22 protein-coding genes are annotated in these 22,562 nt (G+C 55.7%); 9 read left to right on the top strand and 13 right to left on the bottom strand.

What is annotated here, in order from left to right:
• Nucleotides 1-23: 23 nt before the first annotated feature.
• Nucleotides 24-1,376 (bottom strand): UDP-N-acetylmuramate:L-alanyl-gamma-D-glutamyl-meso-diaminopimelate ligase, encoded by a 1,353-nt coding sequence (gene mpl, locus ACXKZD_RS02755; protein WP_010256463.1) that lies wholly within the window; start codon nt 1,374-1,376, stop codon nt 24-26.
• Nucleotides 1,377-1,544: 168 nt separating this feature from the next.
• On the opposite strand from mpl, the gene fbp reads away from it, so the two are divergent.
• Nucleotides 1,545-2,552, top strand: coding sequence for a class 1 fructose-bisphosphatase (fbp, locus tag ACXKZD_RS02750; RefSeq protein ID WP_010256459.1), 1,008 nt, complete (start codon nt 1,545-1,547; stop codon nt 2,550-2,552).
• Nucleotides 2,553-2,615: 63 nt separating this feature from the next.
• On the opposite strand, the gene ACXKZD_RS02745 is transcribed toward fbp, so the two are convergent.
• Entirely contained in the window at nt 2,616-4,175 is a 1,560-nt protein-coding gene (locus ACXKZD_RS02745; protein WP_010256457.1) for a methyl-accepting chemotaxis protein, read from the bottom strand.
• A gap of 169 nt (nt 4,176-4,344) precedes the next feature.
• On the opposite strand from ACXKZD_RS02745, the gene ACXKZD_RS02740 reads away from it, so the two are divergent.
• The 3 genes from ACXKZD_RS02740 to ppa all read left to right on the top strand — a co-directional run bounded on the left by ACXKZD_RS02740 (nt 4,345) and on the right by ppa (nt 5,897).
• Complete coding sequence (locus ACXKZD_RS02740) at nt 4,345-4,755, top strand: lysozyme inhibitor LprI family protein (RefSeq protein ID WP_182505014.1); 411 nt, start codon at nt 4,345-4,347, stop codon at nt 4,753-4,755.
• 61 nt (nt 4,756-4,816) lie between these two features.
• Complete coding sequence (locus tag ACXKZD_RS02735; protein WP_003855520.1) at nt 4,817-5,266, top strand: DUF441 domain-containing protein; 450 nt, start codon at nt 4,817-4,819, stop codon at nt 5,264-5,266.
• A 100-nt stretch (nt 5,267-5,366) separates the two neighbouring features.
• Nucleotides 5,367-5,897 (top strand): inorganic diphosphatase, encoded by a 531-nt coding sequence (gene ppa, locus ACXKZD_RS02730; RefSeq protein ID WP_003855519.1) that lies wholly within the window; start codon nt 5,367-5,369, stop codon nt 5,895-5,897.
• A 59-nt stretch (nt 5,898-5,956) separates the two neighbouring features.
• Here the strand turns inward: ppa and ACXKZD_RS02725 are convergent, their stop codons facing one another.
• The 3 genes from ACXKZD_RS02725 to tamA are packed head-to-tail and all read right to left on the bottom strand — an operon-like array spanning nt 5,957 to nt 11,792.
• Nucleotides 5,957-6,310: a gamma-glutamylcyclotransferase family protein gene (locus tag ACXKZD_RS02725; protein WP_010256451.1), complete on the bottom strand. Its 354-nt coding sequence runs from the start codon at nt 6,308-6,310 to the stop codon at nt 5,957-5,959.
• A gap of 2 nt (nt 6,311-6,312) precedes the next feature.
• Nucleotides 6,313-10,080 carry an autotransporter assembly complex protein TamB gene (gene tamB / locus ACXKZD_RS02720; protein WP_488981845.1) on the bottom strand — a complete coding sequence of 1,256 codons (3,768 nt, stop codon included), beginning with the start codon at nt 10,078-10,080 and terminating at the stop codon, nt 6,313-6,315.
• Nucleotides 10,077-11,792: an autotransporter assembly complex protein TamA gene (tamA, locus tag ACXKZD_RS02715; RefSeq protein WP_154210861.1), complete on the bottom strand. Its 1,716-nt coding sequence runs from the start codon at nt 11,790-11,792 to the stop codon at nt 10,077-10,079. Before tamA ends, tamB begins: the two co-directional genes overlap by 4 nt.
• A gap of 518 nt (nt 11,793-12,310) precedes the next feature.
• On the opposite strand from tamA, the gene paeA reads away from it, so the two are divergent.
• On the top strand, nt 12,311-13,633 hold the full coding sequence (gene paeA, locus ACXKZD_RS02710; RefSeq protein ID WP_010256442.1) for a polyamine export protein PaeA: 1,323 nt from the start codon (nt 12,311-12,313) through the stop codon (nt 13,631-13,633).
• Nucleotides 13,634-13,779: 146 nt separating this feature from the next.
• Here the strand turns inward: paeA and ACXKZD_RS02705 are convergent, their stop codons facing one another.
• Nucleotides 13,780-13,986 (bottom strand): DUF1107 domain-containing protein, encoded by a 207-nt coding sequence (locus ACXKZD_RS02705; protein WP_003855513.1) that lies wholly within the window; start codon nt 13,984-13,986, stop codon nt 13,780-13,782.
• A gap of 314 nt (nt 13,987-14,300) precedes the next feature.
• On the opposite strand from ACXKZD_RS02705, the gene ACXKZD_RS02700 reads away from it, so the two are divergent.
• Nucleotides 14,301-14,858, top strand: a complete 558-nt coding sequence (locus ACXKZD_RS02700) for a YtfJ family protein (RefSeq protein ID WP_022623931.1) — start codon at nt 14,301-14,303, stop codon at nt 14,856-14,858.
• Nucleotides 14,859-14,932: 74 nt separating this feature from the next.
• Here the strand turns inward: ACXKZD_RS02700 and cysQ are convergent, their stop codons facing one another.
• Nucleotides 14,933-15,676, bottom strand: coding sequence for a 3'(2'),5'-bisphosphate nucleotidase CysQ (cysQ, locus tag ACXKZD_RS02695; protein ID WP_010256437.1), 744 nt, complete (start codon nt 15,674-15,676; stop codon nt 14,933-14,935).
• A 293-nt stretch (nt 15,677-15,969) separates the two neighbouring features.
• Here cysQ and ACXKZD_RS02690 point away from each other — a divergent pair, with 293 nt between their 5' ends.
• Complete coding sequence (locus ACXKZD_RS02690; RefSeq protein ID WP_050680379.1) at nt 15,970-17,913, top strand: bifunctional 2',3'-cyclic-nucleotide 2'-phosphodiesterase/3'-nucleotidase; 1,944 nt, start codon at nt 15,970-15,972, stop codon at nt 17,911-17,913.
• 45 nt (nt 17,914-17,958) lie between these two features.
• Here the strand turns inward: ACXKZD_RS02690 and bamJ are convergent, their stop codons facing one another.
• The gene (gene bamJ, locus ACXKZD_RS02685; protein WP_010256433.1) at nt 17,959-18,579 is read right to left on the bottom strand and encodes a BamJ family beta-barrel-assembly machinery protein; all 621 of its coding nucleotides are present in this window, start codon (nt 18,577-18,579) and stop codon (nt 17,959-17,961) included.
• A gap of 220 nt (nt 18,580-18,799) precedes the next feature.
• On the opposite strand from bamJ, the gene ACXKZD_RS02680 reads away from it, so the two are divergent.
• On the top strand, nt 18,800-19,477 hold the full coding sequence (locus ACXKZD_RS02680) for a LysM-like peptidoglycan-binding domain-containing protein (protein WP_425020676.1): 678 nt from the start codon (nt 18,800-18,802) through the stop codon (nt 19,475-19,477).
• 82 nt (nt 19,478-19,559) lie between these two features.
• On the opposite strand, the gene rplI is transcribed toward ACXKZD_RS02680, so the two are convergent.
• The 4 genes from rplI to rpsF are packed head-to-tail and all read right to left on the bottom strand — an operon-like array spanning nt 19,560 to nt 21,000.
• Complete coding sequence (gene rplI, locus ACXKZD_RS02675) at nt 19,560-20,009, bottom strand: 50S ribosomal protein L9 (protein ID WP_010256429.1); 450 nt, start codon at nt 20,007-20,009, stop codon at nt 19,560-19,562.
• A 39-nt stretch (nt 20,010-20,048) separates the two neighbouring features.
• Nucleotides 20,049-20,276, bottom strand: coding sequence for a 30S ribosomal protein S18 (rpsR, locus tag ACXKZD_RS02670; RefSeq protein WP_002210155.1), 228 nt, complete (start codon nt 20,274-20,276; stop codon nt 20,049-20,051).
• Nucleotides 20,277-20,280: 4 nt separating this feature from the next.
• Nucleotides 20,281-20,598 (bottom strand): primosomal replication protein N, encoded by a 318-nt coding sequence (priB, locus tag ACXKZD_RS02665; protein ID WP_010256154.1) that lies wholly within the window; start codon nt 20,596-20,598, stop codon nt 20,281-20,283.
• A 6-nt stretch (nt 20,599-20,604) separates the two neighbouring features.
• Nucleotides 20,605-21,000: a 30S ribosomal protein S6 gene (rpsF, locus tag ACXKZD_RS02660; protein WP_003855334.1), complete on the bottom strand. Its 396-nt coding sequence runs from the start codon at nt 20,998-21,000 to the stop codon at nt 20,605-20,607.
• A gap of 405 nt (nt 21,001-21,405) precedes the next feature.
• Between rpsF and ACXKZD_RS02655 the strand changes: the two genes are divergently transcribed.
• On the top strand, nt 21,406-21,612 hold the full coding sequence (locus tag ACXKZD_RS02655) for a hypothetical protein (protein ID WP_010256150.1): 207 nt from the start codon (nt 21,406-21,408) through the stop codon (nt 21,610-21,612).
• 48 nt (nt 21,613-21,660) lie between these two features.
• Here the strand turns inward: ACXKZD_RS02655 and yjfP are convergent, their stop codons facing one another.
• Nucleotides 21,661-22,410, bottom strand: coding sequence for an esterase (gene yjfP / locus ACXKZD_RS02650; protein ID WP_033758907.1), 750 nt, complete (start codon nt 22,408-22,410; stop codon nt 21,661-21,663).
• Between the last annotated feature and the right edge of the window lie 152 nt (nt 22,411-22,562).

Raw genomic sequence — 22,562 nt, 5'->3', positions numbered from 1 at the left:
GCCCGAAACGGGCGCTTGTGACATTATGCCAGCCTGTCCAGCAGCTTCTGGTGGATGCCACCAAACCCGCCGTTGCTCATGACCAGAATCGTGTCGCCTGGCTGAGCGGCTTTGGCCACCATTTCCACCAGGGTATCGATATCCGCGCTCCAGTGCGCAGGCGGAATGCACGCTTCTGCGACATCTGATACCTGCCACGGAATATGGTGCGGCTGGAACAGAAAGACCTCATCAGCACGCGCCAGCGACGGTGCCAGATCGTTCTTGCTGACGCCCATCTTCATGGTATTAGAGCGTGGCTCCAGCACAGCCAGGATACGCGCTCTGCCGCCAACTTTGCTGCGCAGGGCAGCCAGCGTCGCCAGAATCGCGGTCGGATGGTGGGCGAAGTCATCATAGACTTTGATGCTGTTCACTTCGCCGCGCAGCTCCAGCCGTCGACGCGCATTGATAAAGCTGTTCAGCGCCTGGCCTGCATCTTCCGGCTTCACACCCACATGGCGCGCGGCAGCGATCGCCATCAGCCCGTTGTGCATATTGTGTTCACCTACCAGCGCCCAGTTCACTTCCCCGACTTTTTCGCCGTCGAGCCAGATTTCCCAGTGAGACGCATCGTTAGTGAGCTTCTTCGCCTGCCAGCGCCCGTGCTCGCCGACGTTCTCCTGTTCGCTCCAGCAGCCCATCGCCATCACCTGTTTGAGGTTAGGATCATGTTCCGGCAGCAGGATCTTGCCCTGGCCCGGCACGATCCGCACCAGATGGTGGAACTGCTTCTGGATCGCCCGCAGATCGTCAAAGATATCGGCGTGATCAAACTCAAGATTATTGAGGATCAGCGTACGTGGGCAGTAATGGACAAACTTGGAACGCTTATCGAAAAACGCGCAGTCGTACTCATCCGCCTCAATCACGAAGAATGGACTTTTTCCTAATTTTGCCGAGACATCGAAGTTTCCGGGCACACCACCAATAATAAAGCCTGGCTCAAGGCCGCAGGCCTCGAGAATCCACGCTGCCATGCCGGCTGTGGTGGTTTTGCCGTGGGTTCCCGCGACCGCCAGCACCCAGCGATCGCGCAGCACGAAATCGTGCAGCCACTGCGGGCCAGAGAGGTAAGGAATGTTGCGTTCCAGCACTGCTTCCACGCAAGGATTACCCCGCGTCATCGCGTTGCCGATTATCACCAGGTCAGGCACCGGGTCAAGCTGACTGGCGTCATAACCTTCTGTTAATTCAATACCTTGCTGTTCAAGCAGAGTACTCATAGGTGGGTAAACGTTGGCGTCTGACCCGGTCACCTGATGACCAAGTGAACGGGCCAGCATCGCCAGACCGCCCATAAAAGTGCCACAAATCCCGAGGATGTGAATGCGCATTACGTGATCCATTACTCAAAAGTTCGGCGCACAGTGTAACGCCGCTCGCAGATGGAAGAAACGGATTAGGACTATGGTTTTTGAAGTTCAATCGGCTAAACTGCGTACGCATCCGTTGGCAGACTGTTACGCGTGCTGCCACTCCATCGAAGATTCAGGGAATGTGTTATGAAAACGTTGGGCGAATTTATCGTCGAGAAGCAGCATGACTTTCCGCACGCTACAGGTGAACTGACAGCGCTGATTTCCGCTATTAAGCTGGGTGCCAAAATCATCCACCGCGATATCAACAAAGCCGGTTTAGTGGATATTCTGGGTGCCAGCGGCGTCGAGAATATTCAGGGTGAGCAGCAGATGAAACTTGATCTGTTTGCCAACGAGAAACTGAAGGCAGCACTGAAAGCACGCGGCATCGTCGCCGGTATCGCTTCTGAGGAAGAAGACGAGTTTGTGATCTTTGAAGGTGAAGAAAACGGTAAGTACGTGGTGTTAATGGATCCACTGGATGGTTCTTCTAACATTGACGTTAACGTTTCCGTCGGCACCATTTTCTCTATCTACCGCCGCGTCAGCGAACCGGGTACGCCGGTTGTTGAAGCCGACTTCATGCAGCCAGGCAACAAGCAGGTCGCTGCCGGTTACGTGGTTTACGGCTCCTCCACCATGATGGTTTATACCACCGGTGCAGGCGTGCATGCGTTTACTTACGATCCGTCTCTGGGTGTGTTCTGCCTCAGTCACGAACGTATGACCTATCCACCAACGGGTTACACCTATTCCATTAACGAAGGTAACTACATTCGTTTCCCGCAGGGTGTGAAGAAATATCTGAAGTTCTGTCAGGAAGAGGATCTGCCAACGCACCGTCCTTATACCTCACGTTACATCGGATCGCTGGTCGCGGATTTCCATCGTAACCTGCTGAAAGGCGGCATCTACCTCTACCCAAGCACCGCCAGCCATCCTCAGGGTAAGCTGCGTCTGCTGTATGAGTGCAACCCGATGGCGTTCCTGGCAGAGCAGGCGGGCGGTAAAGCCAGCGACGGTCAGAAGCGTATTCTGGATATTCCACCGGTCACGCTGCACCAGCGCTGCCCGTTCTACTGCGGTAACGAGGCGATGGTGAACGACGTTGAGCGTTTCCTGGCCGAGTTCCCGGATTGCCGTCAGGGTTAATCCGGCAGGGGTATAAAAAGTCATATAAAAAGCAAGGGCGCGATTTTCGCGCCCTTGCTGTTTTTACGCCGTCTGCAACCTGAACTGCGCCATGGTTGCCTGAAGCTGATCGGACTGCGCTTCCAGCGACTGGGTCGCGGCGGTTGCCTGCTCCACCAGCGCCGCGTTCTGCTGCGCCGCCGCATCCATCTGTGTGACCGCCAGATTAACCTGCTCAATGCCACGGCTCTGTTCGTCAGAGGCCATCGAGATCTCTTTCATCAGTGCCGTTACGCGCATGACCTCACCAGAAATCTCATCCATGGTTTCCCCGGCCCGCGTCGCCATCTCGCTGCCCTCTTTCACCCTCGACTGTGAATCACTAATCAGCGTACGGATCTCTTTGGCCGCGTTAGCGCTGCGCTGTGCCAGCGTGCGCACTTCGTTTGCCACCACCGCAAAGCCACGGCCCTGCTCGCCTGCGCGCGCCGCTTCAACGGCGGCGTTGAGTGCCAGGATATTGGTCTGGAAGGCGATACCATCAATCACGCCAAGAATGTCGCCGATACGATTGGCACTGTCGGTAATCTCATGCATTTTTTCCATCACATAGCAGACCACCTCCGCGCCGCGATCGGCAGTATCAGAGACCGCGTTAGCCAGCTGGTGCGCCTGCTGGGCATTGCTGGCGTTAAGCCGCACGGTTGCCGTGAGCTGCTCCATGCTGGCGGCAGTCTGCTCCAGCGAGGCGGCGGACTCTTCGGTACGCTGCGACAGATTGACGTTGCCCGCGGCCAGTTCACGGCTGCCGATGTCGATCTGCATACTCGCTTCGCGCACCTGACTCACCGAGGTACGCAACGACTGCTGCATCCCGGCGAGCGCATGATTAAGCCGCCCCAGCTCATTGTTGCCCGACGGTGGCAGCGCCTGCGAGAGGTCGCCCGCCGCGACCTGCTCAAGATGGAGAATGGCCAGGTTCAGCGGCTGCAGCAGCATCCTACGCAGCAGTTGCCAGGCGAGCACCAGCAGCAGCAGTGTTAATACCACCGCCACGGCGATCAGGATTTTCATTTTGGTTTCGTTGTAGGCCGCCTGCGCCAGCTGGGCCTGCGTGATCTGATCGGCCAGCTGACTGAAGTCCGTGACGGCCTTGTTATAGCTGGCCGCCAGCGTCGCCAGGTTGCCTTCCAGCAATTGGTAATACTCGTCGGTATATTGCTTATCCAGGGCGTTCATCATTGGTTTGATGCCCTGATCGAGATAGGCTTTGTAACTGGCCGAAACCGCATCGGCCAGCTTTTTGCCGTGCGCCGTCACCGTTCCGGCGTCTACAAAGCGCTTCAGGCTTTGCTGTGATGAGACCACATCCGCCTGCGACAGTTTTGTTACTGCCGCCCCCTCTTCCAGTAAACCAATTTCAATTTTACGCACCGCCAGCGCGGCGTTAGCGCGGGCCCGCATCAGATCGGCATTGCTCTGGTAAAGACTGTTCAGCTCGATCCCCTGAATGCGGTTGATCACATCCAGCGAGCGATTCCCTTTGTTAATTGCCACGATACCCATAAAACTCACCGCCAACAGCAGCAGTGTCATAAATGCCAGCAATGCCAGCAACCCCGTGCGAAGTGATAACTGTTTCATCCAGATAGTTTCCGTGTATGTGAAAAGGCAAATTTTCCAGCGGCCCTAAAACGGATGAAGTATCGGCAGTAACGGCGCGAAACTTTAACCCTGATTAGTGTTAACAACTTGATCATCACGGGAACATCCATCAAGCTAATCGCCGCTTATCCGTTATCCGGAGAAAAGAATGAAACCAGGATTACTTCTGATGCTGCTGTGCCTCAGCACAGCGGTGCTGGCAGAGGATCTGCCGACAGACGCCTCGCCCGATCGCTGCCTCAATGACGCCTCGACTACCCTTGCCATGAACCAGTGCTACGCTGCGGCCAATCGGGCCTGGGATCAGGAGATGAATAAGCAGTACAACAAACTGATGAAAACCCTCTCCGGCGAACCTAAAAACAAACTGCGTGCCGCGCAACGCGCCTGGATGAGCTACCGCGACAGCTGGCTTGAGGCGAGCCGCAGCCAGCTCAGTTCACAAGGCACGCTGGGCAGCGTGGCGCTGAGCGCTCAGAGCCTGAGCCTGGTGCGCAATCAGGCACTGATGTTGCAGTCACTTGGTAAAGGCAGCTGTGCTAACCCCGATGACTGCTGATCGATAACCGGCTTTAGCGCTGGCTGAAGTCAGCGCGCTCATTAACCTTCAGGGAGAAACCATGGCTGCTTACGCCTCGACCATCATTCTGATTTGCCTTGCCGTGCTGAGTTATTTCGTTCACAACAACGCGGTCACAATTTCAATTCTGGTGCTGCTGGCGATTAAAATTACCCCGCTGGCTCAGTTCTTCCCCTACGTAGAAAAACAGGGCATTACCTTAGGCATCATTATTCTTACCGTGGCGGTGATGGCCCCGCTGGCAAGCGGCTCACTGCCCGCCTCTGCGCTGATCAAGTCGTTTGCTAACTGGAAGTCGATTGTGGCGATTCTGGTGGGGATCTTTGTCGCCTGGCTGGGCGGCCGTGGCGTGAACTTTATGAGCGTCCAGCCTTCGGTGATTGGTGGTCTGCTGATTGGTACAGTGATTGGCGTGGCGTTCTTCCGAGGGGTGCCGGTAGGACCACTGATTGCCGCAGGCATTGTTTCGCTGTTTGTGGCGGCTAAGTAGCGTTTGGGCGCATTCCGAAACGCCAAAAAGGGGGCATACTTTCAGAGTCAGTTGGCTATAATAGCCGACACTCAACATACGACTACTGAAGGAATGCCAGATGAGTTTGAACCAGGTGCCAGCAGGTAAAGACCTGCCAGAAGATATCTACGTTGTCATTGAGATCCCAGCGAATGCTGATCCGATCAAATATGAAGTTGATAAAGAGTCTGGTGCCCTGTTTGTAGACCGTTTCATGTCTACCGCCATGTTCTATCCGTGCAACTACGGCTACATCAACCATACCCTTTCTCTGGATGGTGATCCGGTTGACGTACTGGTTCCGACCCCGTATCCACTGGTTCCAGGCTCAGTGATCCGCTGCCGTCCGGTTGGCGTGCTGAAAATGACCGACGAGTCTGGCGAAGATGCCAAACTGGTTGCCGTTCCGCACACCAAACTCTCTAAAGAGTACGATCACATCAAAGATGTGAACGACCTGCCAGAACTGCTGCGTGCACAGATCACCCACTTCTTTGAGCACTACAAAGATCTGGAAAAAGGCAAATGGGTGAAAGTGGATGGCTGGGATAATGCCGAAGCCGCTAAAGCTGAAATCATCTCCTCTTACGAGCGCGCACAGAAGAAGTAATTCTGCTGCCGGTTTGTGAGTCGAAAAAAAAACACCGTCCGGATGGACGGTGTTTTTGTTCAGGCCTCTGGCTCCTCATCGCGCTTCAGCCAGTCACCACTCATGATGCGCTGGCGTCCTGCCACTGAGCGTTGATAGACATAAAGCCATGCACTGCCAAACGGCGTCTGAGTCAGATAACGTTTGTACTCTCCCCCTTTGGTGCGAAGCGCATCCAGCTCCGCAAGGGTTGAGGCATCAATGCGGTACACCTCACAATGTACCGCTCCATTGCCCTCAATCACGCCGGGATAATGGCCCAGACTGTAAAGCTCAAAGCCTTCAATCTGGTGATCACCCAGCCACTGCGCATTCGTCATCCAGTGACTGTTTCCCTGTTTGCGCCGTAAACTGCCGTAGACAATTATTCGCATTGCTAAAACTCAAACTGATAGAGCAAATCGAGAGCCTGATCCACACCGGACACGGCTTCCAGATAGAGTTTAGGCATCAGGCGGTAACGCAAGGTTAACGTCGCCAGTGAATCAAATATGCCAACACCGTATTTTACCTGCAGACCCGGTAGCACATAGCCGCTGACCTGCACCTGCTGGCTGTCGCCAACACCGGCAGTATCAACAGCGAGATTGCTGACACCGAATGTCTCCCCGATTTTACCCACAACCTGCCCACTTTGTGCAACCCCTAAGCCAACAAGTGCTGAAGTGAGGGCGTTACTGTCGCCGTCGCTGCCCAATCCCTGACCGCGCAGCAGATAGGAAAGCGCTTCCTGTTGCGACATCGCCGGATCGGAGAAGACTTCCGCTTTTGGCTCATCCGCCAGGCCAGTGACGCGCAGACCCGCGGTGACGCCATCCTCGGTAGCATCCGGGTTACGGATGGCTTCCAGGTTGACGTAAGGCTGATCCGGCGGACCGGCAAACTGCAGCTCGCCTTTACGCACGATCAGATCCTGACCATAAGCGTGGAAGCGACCGGACGGAATGTTGATCTGACCGTTCAGGCCGAGTCCTGACTTATCCTGCACCATTTTCAGATCGCCATTCAGCTTCGCTTTCAGGCCAAACGCAGAGAGTCGCACATCGTTGCCGACGTGGATCACCAGATTGCTGTTAATCGGAATCGCGGCGGTTTGCGGTGCAATCGGCTTCAGCTGTTTATCCAGCAACACCTCATCCGACGAGACGCCGGTGGCGCTTTCCGGCACTTCCTGCACCGTGATGCGCGCCCATGGAATATCGACCCGGCCATCAAGGTTAAAGGCCGCTGGCGTCGCTTCAAACACCAGATCCGGCGAGACATCCATGCGCACCATCGGCGGCACGGTCACGCGAACCCGGCTGCCCTGCGCCGCAATGCGCGCACGCCAGTTGTCGAGCTGGCTCCAGTCTGCGTTACCGCTGAGGTTGATATTGCCCTGCCCGGTCTGCACCAGCCCGTTCAGGGTGGAGCTCATGCCGTTAAACACCAGATTCAGGTTGGCACTGGTCAGGTCAACCGGCATAAAGTTGCCATCCACATCCACCCCCGTCAGGCCAAGCTGACCAAATACCTGCGGCTGCTGCACGCTGCCGCCCAGGCGCAGGCTGCTGTTCAGGCTGCCTTTGATCTTCTCGCCCTGCATCAGCGCCGGATTGAGCATCGCCAGCGAGACATTGCGGATGTTGACGTTACCGCCCAGCGTGCGGCGGTTTTGCGGATCGTCGATCTGCACATTGCCATCCAGCTGACCGTTATTGGCGATGCGGATCAGCCAGTCGAGCTGGGCGCGTCCGTTTCGCAGCGCGGCATTGAGGTTCAGCGTGTCAAAACCGATCGGCAGATTGTTGCCCTGCACATCCTGCACCACTTTCACGCCGTTGCCCTTCAGCGCCACGGTACCGGTCGGAAGGCTGCCATCGGCAGTCCAGTTGACGCGCACGTCGCCGCTGAACAGGCCGCTAAGCTGAGTCGCATCCGGCATAAACGGCTTCACCATCGCCAGGTCAAAGCGATTCAGCACCACATGCGCCTTGCCTGCCGGGCCCGCTTCAACCGGCTCCGGCACACAAATTTGCGCATTGGGGTTCTGCCAGCAGTGTGGGCCGATGGTTGCCGTCTGGCGGCTGTTCAGATAGTCGATGGCCATGGCGCGGGTCAGACGCCACTCACCGACTGGCGTATCAAAGTGGGTGTCGTTCAGCGACCCTTTCCAGCGCTCGGTCTGGCGATCAAAGCTGCCGTTCAGCGCCAGCTGGCCAGAGACCGGTTTGCCCTGCACATTGAGCTTCAGCTGATGCTGATGCTCATTGCCGTCCGCATTCAGCGTCAGCAGGCTGATGTTCAGCGCATCCTGCTTCAGCTGCTCGACGCGCAGTTGCAGTTTACCCGCCACCTGCTCGCCGGAACGGACGTCGCCATTCAGGGTGACGCGATTGATCTGCATCTGCTGCCAGCGCAGACCACGGGCATTAAGATCGGCCAGCAGCTGCGGTGCCTTCAGGGTACCCCGCGCTTTTATTGTGCCGTTGATGACGCCGCCCAGACCCGGCAGCGCATTGTCGAGCTGGGGTGCGTCGATACTGGCATCGAGATCCAGACTGTCGCCCAGCGCGCCTTTAACATCCAGATGGTTGCGTCCCAGCGCCAGCTTAATGCCCGGCACCGTCCACTGGTTGTAGCTGTTACCGGTCAGGGAGCCATCAGCGGTCACGGCGTTCTGTTTCACATTGCCTTTAAGCTGTAGCTGCGGCACGCTCAGTTGCCAGCTGCCACCATACAGACTGCCGCGGGTGGTGATTTTGCCATCCAGCCGTGCTGGCCAGTCGGGATACTGTTTAGCGGTATTAATTCCCGCCAGCGTCAGCTCACTGCGCCAGCTTATCGCCTTGCTCCAGTCCACCAGCGCGGTGAGATCGATATTGCCCTGCAGCGCAGCCACGCGCAGGCGGTCGAGGCTGAACTGCTCAACGTTGCCTTTACCCGTCAGCGAGATCGTCGCCGGTGGTACAGATTCACCCTTCACGGCGGTCTGTAGCGACATCACATAGTCGGTGGCTTTGCCTTTGAACTGATAGTCCAGGTTATCCGCCTGATACGCTACCGGACCGGTCAGCGGCCAGCGTAACTGCGGACTGGTCAGCTTCAGTGACAGCGGCAGTCCCGCCACCGCCAGCTGGGTCGTGGCGTCCAGCTGCGCATTCACCGGACCGGAGAGGTTCAGCCCCATCTTCAGCTCGTCGCGCATCGCGCCATTAAGTTTCAGCGCGAGCTTTTCGCCTTTAATCGGATCGGTATTCACTGTGCCGTTAAGGGAGAAATCGACAGGCCAGTTATCCGCCAGCGTCGCCTGACCGCTACCCTTCAGGTTGCCGAGGTTCGAGTCCACCTCCAGCGTGCTGAGCTGCATCTGACGATCGGCGGTTCTGGCTTTCAGCAGCAACCGGCTGACGGAAATATCGGTGTCGCCGGTAATGCGCAGCTGTTCACCCAGAATCTGCTGCACCTCAATATCCAGCGGCAGACGGAAATCAGGCATCTCAGGCAGCAGGGGTTGCGCAAACATCGCCTGCAGCGTTTCACCCAGCGGTTTTTCAGCGGGATGTGGCTGCTGGACTTTCGGCTCCACCACCTCGTCATTGACCACTTTCGCCGCTTTCGGCAGCGCAATCAGCAGGCTTTGGATATGGGTCGGGTTCAGCGTCAGCGCACGATCCTGCCACTGCAGGCCGGTGGTGAAGTCGAGCAGCGATATTGCGGTGTCATCAACTTTGACATTGATATTGTGCAGGCCAAAGTGACGCAGCGTGATGGGGTATGGCGTGCTGAGGTTAGTGTTGCCACTCTCCTCTTCCGGCGCTGGTGCCGCAGGCGTCATTTTCTTGCTGTCGACCACCACGCTGATATCGCGCAGGGAGACATCGTTAACGCACACGGAGGAGTGCAGCAGGCAGTTGAGATCCACCGCCAGATGAATTTGCCCGGCATCGACGCTGACCCCAGGCATTTCGTAACGCAGACCGTTAAGGGTCAGGTTACGCCAGCCCCCATCGACCTGCTTGATTGACAGGCCCGGCACCCAGCGCGACGCACCTTTCAGCACTAAATGCAGCCCAGGCGTGGTACCGATTAAAAATGCCACCCCACCCAACAGCACGACCAGAAAGATCAGAATGCCGATCAGGACCTTTTTCCACAGCTTCATAGTTCTGGCCCCAGCCCTACGTAAAATTGTAATCCATGCTCTTCGTCATCCCCGATGGGTCTGGCGATATCAAATTTGATTGGGCCAACCGGTGAAGACCAGCGCACGCCGACGCCCGCACCGGTTTTGACGTTACTTTGCTTGATGTCGTTAACCGCTTCGCCCGAGTCGACAAACACCGCGCCCCACCATTTCCCGGTGACGTTGTACTGATATTCCAGCGATCCGGTGGCGAGTTTTGACGCACCGGTGAGTTTGCCGTCATCATCGCGCGGTGAAATGTTTTTATATTTGTAGCCACGAATACTGCGGTCACCACCGGCAAAGAAGCGCAGATCCGGCGGCACTTTTTCGAAGTCGTTGGTTTCGATCCAGCCCAGATTGCCGCGCGCCACAAAGCGATGACTGTCGCCAAGGGTACGGATCCAGACGTTTTGCGCCTGCAGGATCAGGAAGTCGACGTCTGAACCCCATGTGGTATCAGAGACGTCTGCCGAATAGCGCTGTGAATCGCCCCATGTCGGCATCAGGCCGCCACGGGAACGGGTACGGTTTACGCTGACGCCGGGATAGAGCAGCATAGTGGTGTTGGTCACGCTGCCCTGAGTAAAGTGATCCAGGCTCCAGCGCAGGTTGACCGCCTTCTGCCAGCCGCTGCTGCTGTCCCAGTTGCGCGACATCGCAAGCGTCGTGGTATCCGCTTTGGTGTCGTTGAGGTCGGTGCGCTTCAGACCGCCGGAGAAGGTGTAGTACTGCTCAAGCGGGCTTTTCAGCAGCGGCACTTTGTAGCTGAGATCGACCTGCTGTTCCGGCGCGGAAACGTAGGCGCTGGCCGCCAGGCTGTGACCGCTGTCGTTGATCCACGGTTTTTTCCAGGTCCCTTTCAGGCGCGGACCGACGTCTGTGGAATAGCCGACGCCGGTTTCAATGGTGTTTTCGGTGCGGGGTGACATTACTGCGCTCAGCGGCAGCACTTTGGTCTGTCGTCCCTTGCTGAATTCCGGCGCGACCACCACCGAATTAAACCAGCCGGTGGCGGAGAGGCGGCGATTCAGCTCGGCTAAATCGCGGGAGCTGTAGTAGTCCCCCTCTTTAAACGGCACCAGGTTTTGCAGGTACTCTTCGCGAATTTGCGATCCCTGGAAAGTAACGTCGCCGAAGCGATAGCGTTCGCCACTGTCGTAGTCGATATCCCAGAACGCTTCACGCCGCTCAACCGAGACACCAAGCTGGCTTTTTTTAAACGTGCCGTCGAAATAGCCGTTACGCAGTGCGAGATTAGAGAAGCCGCTTTTGAATTTGTCATATTGCCCGTGGTTAAGCTGGCTGCCCACTTCAGGGCGTCCCTGCTTCACCCAGGCTTTGTAATCCGCGTCATTGCGCGCATCGCCTTCGACCACAATCGTGCTGCCGCCGATTTTTACCGGTTCACCAGGCGTTACGTGTGCCACTAATACCGGTCGTCCACCCTGCGCAGGCGCGGGGCGGGATTCGAAATCGATGGTGGGCTCGTAATAACCGAGCGCGCGCAGCCCCTCTTTTATCGCAACAGAAACGCGCGCGCGAAAGCGGCCATCATTAGAGACCTCATCGCTGCCGATGGTGGACAGACGCGCTCTGACATTCTTTTGCAGATCCCCGGATAAGCCGTCTACCTGTAATCGCACTGTCGCCGCCTCAAGGGCGGGCGCGGCAAGCAGCAGGCCAGCCATGCAATAAACATAAAATCGTGGCACCTGTACTCCTGTTAATCATGCCGGCCCCTTTTCCGCGGGGCGCTTATTAATCTTCTTTGCCCGCACTACCGCAACGGCAACATCCTCATCATAGCCGCACTTTATGGCAAACGGCGGAGCAACACTGACATCTAAGTCAAATAACGGGGCTATTGTCGGTAAATGGGGTGAGCGATACAACTCCTGCGGGTCGGAATGATCAGTCCGATATGACTCACTCAGATAAATCCGAGTCTGTAACCGGCCGCTCTGGCTGCTAATGCGCCCTTAAGCAGCGGTTTGCCCTCTGGCGGCGCAATGAGCGCTCCTGCTATAATCGGCCACCACAGGCATGCCGCCTGTTTTCATTTCTGCCCCGACATGTCGTTTGTTGTCGAACTGGCGCAGACATTTTTGGCACGGATAGCTTTGTTTCACGGATAAACCAACTCTGTTTGCGCTTACCCACGCTGCCCAGGCCAAAAATGACAAGTGGATAACCCTTTGGATCTCATATGTTAGATAGCTTACTTGTCATTCTGTTACTGATCGTAATCAGTGCCTTTTTCTCTCTGTCGGAGATCTCGCTGGCGGCCGCCCGTAAGATCAAACTGAAACTGCTGGCCGATGAAGGCAACGTAAATGCGCAGCGCGTGCTGAAAATGCAGGAAACGCCGGGCATGTTCTTCACCGTGGTGCAGATTGGCCTCAACGCCGTCGCCATCCTGGGGGGTATTGTTGGCGATGCGGCGTTTTCGCCGGTTTTCAGCGGCCTGTTTAACCGGTTTGTCTCGCCGGAACTGGCGGAGCAGCTCAGCTTTATCTGCTCCTTCACCATCGTCACCAGCCTGTTTATCCTGTTTGCTGACTTAACCCCAAAGCGGGTCGGCATGGTCGCACCGGAAACCATCGCGCTGCGCATCATCAACCCGATGCGTTTCTGCCTGCTGATAATGCGTCCGTTGGTGTTTCTGTTTAATGGCCTGGCTAACGTCTTCTTCCGTATTTTCAAGCTGCCGATGGTGCGTAAAGATGACATCACCTCCGACGATATCTACGCGGTGGTTGAAGCGGGTGCGCTGGCTGGCGTGCTGCGTAAGCAGGAGCACGAGCTGATTGAAAACGTGTTTGAGCTGGAGTCACGTACTGTTCCCTCCTCCATGACCTCACGTGAGAATATTGTCTGGTTTGATCTGCACGAAGATGAGACCAGCCTCAAAACCAAAATCGCCCAGCATCCTCACTCGAAGTTTCTGGTCTGCAGCGGCGATATCGACCATATCGTTGGCTATGTCGACTCCAAAGAGCTGCTGCTGCGCGTGCTGGGTAATCAGAGCATGGCGCTGAACAGCGGCCTGCAGATTCGCTCGGCGCTGATCGTGCCGGACACGCTGACCCTCTCTGAAGCACTGGAAAGTTTTAAAACCGCCGGAGAAGATTTCGCGGTGATCATGAACGAATATGCGCTGGTTGTGGGCATTATTACCCTGAATGATGTAATGACCACGCTGATGGGCGATCTGGTTGGCCAGGGTATGGAAGAGCAGATTGTGGCGCGCGATGAGAATTCATGGCTGGTTGAAGGCGGTACGCCGATTGATGACGTGATGCGCGTGCTGGACATTGATGATTTCCCGCAGTCAGGCAACTACGAAACCATCGGCGGCTTTATGATGTATATGTTGCGTAAGATTCCGAAGCGTACCGATTTTGTGAAGTTTGCTGGCTACAAGTTCGAGGTGGTGGATATTGATAGCTATCGCATCGATCAGCTGCTGGTCACCCGCATCGATGAACGACCGCCGGTGCTGAGCATGACGAAAAGCGAAGAAGAGTAGAATGACCAGCAGTCTGGACATGGACAGCGCGGAACAACCGGAATTAGACGTAGTCTGTGAGAATTGTTGGCACTGCTCAGGTTCAGAGTGACAAATAAAATGGCCTGACTGGCCAGACACTAAGGGCGCCATCGGCGCCCTTATGATTAGTTGAACTCAAGTTTGAGACGAACGACCTGGCGGTTAATTTCTGACATCACGCTCAGGTGCTGTTTGTCTTTGACGCGCGGGATTAATACTTTCCCTTTGTCGAACTCGAACGCGCCGACGTCCTTGATATACAACCTTCCTTTGAACAGCGTTTTTACATATTTCGCTATTTGTAGCGGATTATAGCGCTGGAAGATCTTCATACTGACTAACTCCTGTACATTTTTAAGCACGCTTCGCCGTTTCCAAATTTGGTTCCAGCCCATGAAGCGCGAATTCGCGATAACTATAGAACACTCAAACCTACTAATGTTCCTAAAAGTGATTTTTTTTACTGAATTGACACATCATTACAGAACACTCTGTTATCAGGCTCACACAACACAGTATAAACCTTCGTTGGTTAAGGAATTGTGGCGGCCATAACAAACCTGACACCTTTCCAGGACAGGCGCATCATCCCTGCTTACTATTGCAGTAAAATGACTAACTGGTCTGATCACTCAAGGAAATAGCAATGCGAATAATTCTGGCAGCTGTAGCGTTGTCTTTACTGATACCGGCAAGCGTGATGGCTCATGACCTCAGGCAGGATATGCGGGTACCGGCCGTTGGCGTGAACGACAAAGGCGAGCTGTTATTGCAGCAGGATAAGTTTAGCTACAAAAACTGGAATAGCGCGCAGCTCGGCGGAAAAGTTCGCGTGGTTCAGCACATCGCGGGTCGCTCATCCGCTAAAGAGATGAATGCCGCATTGATCGAGGCGATTAAGGCCGCGAAGCTGCCGCATGATCGCTATCAGACCACCACCATCGTGAATACAGATGATGCCATTCCCGGTACGGGCATGTTTGTGCGCAGCAGCGTCGAGACTAACAAGCAGCAATATCCGTGGTCGCAGTTTGTTGTCGACAGCAAGGGCAATGTGCAGCATGCCTGGCAGTTACAGCCGGGCGGTTCCGCCATTGTGGTGCTGGATAAGCAGGGTAAGGTGAAATTTGTGAAGGATGGATCGCTGACGCAGGATGAAGTGACAAAAGTGATTACACTGGTCACCTCCCTGCTGAAGGATTAATCGCTGAAGCCCCGGTGGGAAGAGCATCGCCCGCCGGGGTTTCAGCCTTCAGCAGGCTGAGCGCTCAGACAGCGTTAAAACAGTGAAACGCGGAAGCCAGGATTAAGGAAGGATTCGCGCGGCGCGTAGTCCAGAGTTTTACCCTGCCAGTCGTGCACATGCGCGCCCGCCGCCATCGCCACGGCATGGCCCGCGCCGGTATCCCAGATGTTGGTGGGTCCGAAACGGGGATAGAGCTGCGCTTTTCCTTCTGCCACCAGGCAGAATTTCAGTGAGGATCCGGTCGCGACGGTCTGATGTTCACCTAACTGCTTCAGGTACTCTTTCATCTCATCGTCGTCGCCATGTGAACGGCTCACCACCACCAGCGGAGGACGCGCATCACGGACATGAATCTGTTCACGCTGACCGCCCTCCTCTTTCCACGCTTTGCCGTCTGCAGCGGAATACATCACGCCCAGCACCGGCGCATAGACTACGCCCATTACCGGCTTGCCTGCTTCGATTAGCGCAATATTAACGGTAAATTCGCCGTTACGCTTGATGAACTCTTTGGTACCATCCAGCGGATCGACCAGCCAGTAGCGCTGCCAGTGCTGACGCACCTCCCAGGCTGGCGGATCTTCTTCTGACAGCACGGGGAGATCAGGCGTTAACTTTTTGAGGCCAGCGAGGATCACCTCGTGTGCAGCGATATCCGCGGCGGTCACCGGCGAATCATCCGATTTGTGAGAAACGTCAAGCGGCGCGGCACCGTTATAGACCTGCATAATCGCGTCGCCTGCTTCGCGTGCCAGTTGGCAGATTTGCTCTAACATTTTTCACCTCATTGTGTCTGTCTGCTGCCGGATCAGCTCATCGTCAGATAGTGACATTTTAGCAGTTCCGCCTGAAGTGCCCATTCACAGGCACTCCGGCGATTCAATTTATAGATATATCAATATCATAGTTACCCATTTATCGCCACGCCTGTGCCGCTACGCCTCCATCGTTTAAGAATCCGTCGCTGACCGATGCGTCAAAACGTTATACCCATCACGATTTAAAATGACTATCTGTCATGCTTTTACATTATTTTGAGATCCTTATTTATTTTGCAGCAGGAGCAAGCATGTTTAAGCCCGGAATGATGTTACTGGCACTGAGCGTTTCCGTCGCCACCCAGGCGGCGACGGTGGATTTGCGGATACTGGAAACCACCGATCTGCACAGCAATATGATGGATTTCGACTATTACAAAGACACGCCAACCGAGAAGTTTGGTCTGGTGCGAACCGCCACGCTGATCCATGCCGCACGCCAGGAGGTGAAAAACAGCCTGCTGGTCGATAACGGCGACATCATTCAGGGCAGCCCGCTGGGTGACTACATGGCGGCCAAAGGATTACGTGAGGGCGAGATCCATCCGGTCTACAAGGCGCTCAACACGCTGGATTACAGCGTCGGTAACCTCGGCAATCATGAATTCAATTATGGCCTGCCCTACCTGAAAAAAGCGCTGGCGGGCGCACGCTTTCCCTATGTGAACGCCAACGTGATTGATGTGAAGAGCGGCAAACCGCTGTTTACCCCATACCTCATCAAATCCACCACGGTGGTTGATCGCGAGGGCAAAACGCAGACCCTGAAGATAGGTTATATCGGCTTTGTGCCGCCGCAGATCATGGTGTGGGATAAAGCCAACCTGCAGGGCAAGGTACGCGTCGATGACATCACCGAAACGGCTCGCCGCTACGTGCCTGAGATGCGCGCGCAGGGCGCCGATCTGATTATCGCTATTCCCCACTCCGGCCTGAGCAGCGAGCCGTATCACACGATGGCGGAGAACTCGGTTTACTATCTCAGCCAGGTGGAAGGCATTAACGCCATCCTGTTTGGTCATGCGCATGCGGTCTTCCCCGGCAAGGAGTTTGCTGACATCAAGGGTGCAGATATCGCCAACGGCACCCTGAACGGTATTCCGGCGGTGATGCCAGGCATGTGGGGCGATCACCTTGGCGTGGTTGACCTGGTGCTGAACAATGAGGGCGGACGCTGGCAGGTGAGCAGCGGCAAAGCACAGGCGCGGCCAATTTACGATACCGCAGCGAAGAAATCGCTGGCGGCAGAGGATCCGGCGCTGGTGAAGGTACTGGCTGACGATCACCGCGCCACGCGAGAGTTTGTGGCGAAGCCCATCGGCAAGTCCGCCGATGTGATGTACAGCTACCTGTCGCTGGTACAGGACGATCCGACGGTACAGATCGTCAATAATGCCCAGCGCGCCTACGTGGAGCATTTCATTCAGGGCGATCCGGATCTGGGCCGCCTGCCGGTGCTCTCTGCTGCTGCGCCGTTTAAAGCGGGCGGACGTAAAAACGATCCGGCCAGCTATGTCGAAGTTGAGAAAGGCGCGCTGACCTTCCGTAACGCGGCCGATCTCTATCTTTATCCCAATACCCTGGTGGTCATGAAAGTCACCGGTGCGCAGGTAAAAGAGTGGCTGGAGTGCTCAGCGGGCCAGTTTAATCAGATCGATCCCCACAGCACGAAAACGCAGTCGCTGATCAACTGGGATTTCCGCACCTATAACTTTGATGTGATTGACGGGGTTAATTATCAGATTGATGTGACCCAGCCCGCACGCTACGACGCAGAGTGTCAGTTGATCCATCCTGAGGCCTCACGTATCCGTCAGCTTAGCTGGCAGGGTAAACCCGTCGATCCACAGGCGACCTTCCTGGTGGCGACCAATAACTATCGCGCTTACGGCGGCAAGTTTGCCGGCACCGGAGATAAATACATTGCCTTTGCCTCGCCGGATGAGAACCGTTCCGTGGTTGCAGCCTACATCAGCGCGGAAACCAAAGCGCACGGTGAAGTTCAGCCGAAGGCGGACAATAACTGGCGGCTGGCACCGATTACCTCATCCACCCCGCTCGACATTCAGTTTGAAACGGCACCGGGTGATAAAGCGACCGGATTTATTAAGCAGCATGCGCAATATCCGCTTCAGCCCAAAGGGACAGATGCGATCGGCTTTGCTCTGTGGCAGGTGAATTTACAGCAGAAATAAGGCGGAAGAAAACGCTGCAACCGGGGTGGTTGCAGCATCCGGATATTACAGAATTTCCAGCAGTTCGACTTCGAAGATCAGGGTGCTGAATGGTGGGATAGAGGCACCCGCACCGCGCTCGCCATACGCGAGGTTCTGTGGGATCACCAGTTCCCATTTTGAGCCAACCGGCATCAGGGTCAGCGCTTCAATCCAGCCTGGAATTACGCCGCTTACCGGGAATTCCGCCGGTTCGCCACGGGCAACAGAGCTGTCGAATACGCTGCCGTCGATCAGTTTACCGGTGTAGTGAACGCGTACGCGATCCTGACGTGATGGGATTGGACCCTCGCCCTGCGTAATCACGCTGAACTGCAGGCCTGATTCGGTGCTGCTCACGCCTTCACGCTGCGCATGTTCCTGCAGGAACGCCTGACCTTCTGCGGCCATGGCTTCAGTGCGCTCACGACGCACGCCTTCAGCGCGTTCATGCACTTCACGCAGTGCGCGATGAACCACATCAACCGGTACGGCCGGCGAGTTCCCTTCCAGCGCGTCGCGCAGACCCGCGAGCAGTGCTTCTGGTTGCAGACCCTGCAGACCAGATTCCAGCAACTGCTGGCCAACCTGTAAACCAATACCGTAACTTGCTTGTGCTTCGACGCTGTCGAAAGAAGGGGTAGTCATCTTCGTTCCTTTCACTCTCGGATAAATTCGAACCGGCAGCATAGCAGCGCAGGCCGCTGGCGTAAAATGCCCTGCATCGCAGATGACTTTTGCCGGGGAAAGAGAAACAATAGAGCCGTCAATTTTATCAATGCTGGCAGGCACTTCGCGCCGGTATTGCCCATACTATAACTATCGGGGGGGATCACCCCCTCTGTAGCACACGAATAAGAGAGCAAACATGGGCCAGATAGCCCCACGACGCCGCAGGATGCGTGCAAAATATCTTGTATCCCGGCTGCAGACCTGGCTGGCCGCACGCAGGCTAAAGCAGCCTGCCGGAGAGGAGGAACCCCGAATGGCTTCAGACACGTCATCCCGCCTGCCGACATGGCTTCAGCGTATCTGGCATTTTACCGACCACATTCGCTGGATGGACCCGCTGCCTGCGCCGCACCGCCGTGGCATTGTGGCCGCACTGCTGGTGATGCTGGTGGCGTTTCTCTGGCCCGCCAGCACGCTGCGCTATCCGGTCGAGCAGCCGGTCGCACCCCAGACGGAGAAAGAGGTGCCGATGCAGGCGGATATTTATGAGAACAACAGTAGCCGCCAGCCGTCATCCTCACCGTCTCAGCAGACGCCAAAAGCCGATTCTCAGGGTGGGTGGCGCAATCTGACCATCGCTTCCGGTCAGACGCTGGCGCAGCTGTTTCGTGATAATAGTCTGCCGGTCAATGATGTGTTTGCGATGGCGCGGGTGGAAGGCAGCGATCAGCCACTCAGCTCACTGAAAAGTGGTCAGCAGGTGAAAATCCGTCAGGATGCGCAGGGGGCTGTAACAGGTCTGACGGTGGAGGGCGCAAACGGTCCGGTGCTGTTTACACGTCAGCCAGACGGCAGCTTTATTCGCGCGCAGTAACGCGAACAGCGGCGATTGAAAGGCACAAAAACAAAAACGCCGGCACAGGGCCGGCGTTTGTGTCGTGCTCAGTTAATAAAGATTAACCAGCAACTACTTTCACGTTCAGTTTCGCGAATACTTCGCTGTGAACCTGGAAGCTTACTTCATGCTCACCGGTAGTGCGCAGAACGCCGTTCGGCAGACGAACTTCGCTCTTAGCCACTTCAACGCCAGCTGCAGTCACTGCATCAGCGATGTCGCGGGCACCGATTGAACCGAACAGTTTACCTTCATCGCCCGCTTTAGACGTGATGGTTACAGTGCCCAGTTCATTGATTTTCTCAGCGCGTGCAGTTGCTGCAGACTGAACGTCAGCCAGTTTGGCTTCCAGTTCAGCACGGCGTGCTTCGAAGAACTCAACGTTTTTCTTGGTAGCAGGAACAGCTTTGCCCTGTGGTACCAGGAAGTTACGAGCGTAGCCCGCTTTAACGTTAACCTGATCACCCAGGGTGCCAAGGTTTGCTACTTTATCAAGCAGAATAACTTGCATTACCTTATCCTCTTAAAGTCGTTAATGGACAGTTGCCGATTACTGATGACGATCAGTGTACGGCAGCAGAGACAGGTAACGCGCACGCTTGATGCAGCGAGCCAACTGACGCTGGTATTTTGCACGAGTACCGGTGATACGGCTCGGGACAATTTTACCGCTTTCGGTAATGTAGTTTTTCAACGTTGCGATGTCTTTGTAATCGATCTCAACAACGCCTTCCGCGGTGAAACGGCAGAACTTGCGACGACGGAAATAACGTGCCATTAGGCTAGTCTCCAGAATCTATCAATTCAATCTGCTCGGCATGGAACACCACTTTGCTCTGGCCATTTCGTGCCTGATGGCAACTAATGAAACCGTCGAGTGTGAGTTGCGTGCCGACCGTTATATGTTGAGTAATCACCTGATGGGCGCTGCCGCTGATAATAACCGGCATACGACACCAGGCTTGCCGGTGAAACCCGGCCTCCTCCTGCACTGAGCGGTGCTCAAGCACGAACTGACAGTGAGGAATTCCTGACGGGCTAACTCTTCGAACCGGTGTCTTGCACACAGTGCCAGACAGGCGAAGTCGATTAACCGTCACGATGGATTACTCTTCAGAATCCCCAGCATCTGACTCATCAGCGGATTCGTTAGCAAAATCTTCGCGACGATCACGACGCTCATCTTTCGCTTTAACCATCGGCGATGCTTCAGTTACCGCGTTTTTAACGCGCATAACCATGCTACGGATAACGGCGTCGTTGAAGCGGAAGTTCGTTTCCAGCTCATCGATCGCTTCCTGCGGCGCTTCAACGTTCATCAGAACGTAATGCGCTTTGTGCAGTTTATTGATCGGGTAAGCCAGCTGACGGCGGCCCCAGTCTTCCAGACGGTGAATCGTGCCTTCTGCACCAGTGATAGCACCAGTGTAACGCTCGATCATGCCAGGAACCTGTTCGCTCTGGTCAGGATGAACCATAAATACGATTTCGTAATGACGCATCGAAATTGCTCCTTACGGATTATTCAGCCTCCTGTCGGGGTCAACCGCGGCCCATGGAAGCAAGGAACGTTATAGGCTGTGTCCCACAAAGGTTCGTTGTGACGAGCGTTTGTGGGACACAGCCTGAGAATGCGGCTGAAAAATTGACGCGTAATCATACTGGCGGCGACGGCTAAACTCAAGCGCACATTTCAACAAATGCCATCCGGCGTGCCATATACGGTAGCTTTTCGTGCTAATCATGTGAATACAGCGCGTTAAGCGGGAAAGGTTCAAAAAAGCTGATAAAGAGCTTCAGGCGGACGATCTGGCGATAATGTGCACAGTCGCTAAACTTAATGCAGACGTTACGGTTTGGCTTATCGGCGTCTAACAGAGTGTGTTCCCTGAAGTGAGGAGTCGGGCATGAAAACGTTCGTCATCGCCACTTTACTGGGTCTCTTCCTGTCTCCACCCGCTCTTGCCAGCAATGCTGACTGTGCGCAGCAGATAAGAAGTCACAGCAGCGAAGCGGCATCGGGTTATATCTACGTTAATCGGCTGGATGCGCCACAAAAGAATCCGGTCAACGCGCCTGCCAGAGCAGCAGAAAAATCGTCTGCGCACTGGTAAGTGCCGGTAAATTTACGGGCGGCAGATCCACTCTCCGCCCGCTCATTTTTATAGCTGCTGTTTAAAAAAGCTGACCAGCGCCGTCAATGCTGATGGCGTGATCTTATGTCCAATCTGTTTTTCAGACAGCGAAGTCAGATGCTGCGCCAGCCCGTTGTCACGCAGCGCCCTCTCCAGCCGGACGCTCTCCGCCCAGGGCACCACCTCATCCGCCTCACCATGCCACAACAGCAGCGGACGGTTTGCCAGGGCCTCCAGCCGGTTGCAGGGATCGTAGTCGGCCAGCGGTGCCATGCGGGCAGCAAACTGCGCTTGCTGCTCAGGCGTGTCGGCCACCAGCGGCGGAAACAGCGACTGACTGAGCTGCATAAAATAGCCCGATCCCATCAGGCAGGCGACGCTTTGAATCTGCGGATAACGCGCCATCGCGCCCAGCGCCGTCATGCCGCCCATCGACGCGCCCGCCACCGCAAAGCGCTCGCCGGCGATCAGATCGTCAGCGCGCAGCGCCGATTCCAGCTGCGGCAGCTCATCAATGTTCTGTTTCAGAATCTCCCAGAAGCGGCCAAGGCGTGCATCGGCATCACCGTGATAGCGCGCGCCGTGCAGATCTGCATCCGGCATCACCGCCCGGAACCCCGCCTGTGCCAGCGCGACAGCGAAGTAGGCGTAGACCTCTTTTGAAGAGGTAAAGCCGTGATAAAACAGCACGGTGGGCAGTGGCTGATGCCGTTGTCCGGCAGGCGTGGCGTGCAGGCATTCGATACCGGCCAGCGTTTCTGTGGTGAGTTCAATCATGGTCTCTCCTGAGAAGGGGCAAGGCGTGCCGATTGAGTGTACGTCTGCGGGTTAATTTACGAAATCCCCTGCTGCGTTTAGTCGCCAGATTTCGGCCTAAACTTTTCCCGCGCTTTGCCGTTGATGTTGTGTCCCCCTAACTTGATCAAAGG

It is taken from the genome of Pantoea sp. ABR1s, assembly GCF_057812235.1.
The sequence above is the reverse complement of the archived record's forward strand: the minus strand, read 5'-3'. Positions and strand labels throughout refer to the sequence as shown.

What these genes read in the sequence shown, in the direction of transcription:
- mpl (WP_010256463.1), bottom strand. Translation starts at nt 1,376, where the DNA reads ATGCGCATTCACATCCTCGGGATTTGTGGCACTTTTATGGGCGGTCTG.
- fbp (WP_010256459.1), top strand. Translation starts at nt 1,545, where the DNA reads ATGAAAACGTTGGGCGAATTTATCGTCGAGAAGCAGCATGACTTTCCG.
- ACXKZD_RS02745 (WP_010256457.1), bottom strand. Translation starts at nt 4,175, where the DNA reads ATGAAACAGTTATCACTTCGCACGGGGTTGCTGGCATTGCTGGCATTT.
- ACXKZD_RS02740 (WP_182505014.1), top strand. Translation starts at nt 4,345, where the DNA reads ATGAAACCAGGATTACTTCTGATGCTGCTGTGCCTCAGCACAGCGGTG.
- ACXKZD_RS02735 (WP_003855520.1), top strand. Translation starts at nt 4,817, where the DNA reads ATGGCTGCTTACGCCTCGACCATCATTCTGATTTGCCTTGCCGTGCTG.
- ppa (WP_003855519.1), top strand. Translation starts at nt 5,367, where the DNA reads ATGAGTTTGAACCAGGTGCCAGCAGGTAAAGACCTGCCAGAAGATATC.
- ACXKZD_RS02725 (WP_010256451.1), bottom strand. Translation starts at nt 6,310, where the DNA reads ATGCGAATAATTGTCTACGGCAGTTTACGGCGCAAACAGGGAAACAGT.
- tamB (WP_488981845.1), bottom strand. Translation starts at nt 10,080, where the DNA reads ATGAAGCTGTGGAAAAAGGTCCTGATCGGCATTCTGATCTTTCTGGTC.
- tamA (WP_154210861.1), bottom strand. Translation starts at nt 11,792, where the DNA reads ATGGCTGGCCTGCTGCTTGCCGCGCCCGCCCTTGAGGCGGCGACAGTG.
- paeA (WP_010256442.1), top strand. Translation starts at nt 12,311, where the DNA reads ATGTTAGATAGCTTACTTGTCATTCTGTTACTGATCGTAATCAGTGCC.
- ACXKZD_RS02705 (WP_003855513.1), bottom strand. Translation starts at nt 13,986, where the DNA reads ATGAAGATCTTCCAGCGCTATAATCCGCTACAAATAGCGAAATATGTA.
- ACXKZD_RS02700 (WP_022623931.1), top strand. Translation starts at nt 14,301, where the DNA reads ATGCGAATAATTCTGGCAGCTGTAGCGTTGTCTTTACTGATACCGGCA.
- cysQ (WP_010256437.1), bottom strand. Translation starts at nt 15,676, where the DNA reads ATGTTAGAGCAAATCTGCCAACTGGCACGCGAAGCAGGCGACGCGATT.
- ACXKZD_RS02690 (WP_050680379.1), top strand. Translation starts at nt 15,970, where the DNA reads ATGTTTAAGCCCGGAATGATGTTACTGGCACTGAGCGTTTCCGTCGCC.
- bamJ (WP_010256433.1), bottom strand. Translation starts at nt 18,579, where the DNA reads ATGACTACCCCTTCTTTCGACAGCGTCGAAGCACAAGCAAGTTACGGT.
- ACXKZD_RS02680 (WP_425020676.1), top strand. Translation starts at nt 18,800, where the DNA reads ATGGGCCAGATAGCCCCACGACGCCGCAGGATGCGTGCAAAATATCTT.
- rplI (WP_010256429.1), bottom strand. Translation starts at nt 20,009, where the DNA reads ATGCAAGTTATTCTGCTTGATAAAGTAGCAAACCTTGGCACCCTGGGT.
- rpsR (WP_002210155.1), bottom strand. Translation starts at nt 20,276, where the DNA reads ATGGCACGTTATTTCCGTCGTCGCAAGTTCTGCCGTTTCACCGCGGAA.
- rpsF (WP_003855334.1), bottom strand. Translation starts at nt 21,000, where the DNA reads ATGCGTCATTACGAAATCGTATTTATGGTTCATCCTGACCAGAGCGAA.
- ACXKZD_RS02655 (WP_010256150.1), top strand. Translation starts at nt 21,406, where the DNA reads ATGAAAACGTTCGTCATCGCCACTTTACTGGGTCTCTTCCTGTCTCCA.
- yjfP (WP_033758907.1), bottom strand. Translation starts at nt 22,410, where the DNA reads ATGATTGAACTCACCACAGAAACGCTGGCCGGTATCGAATGCCTGCAC.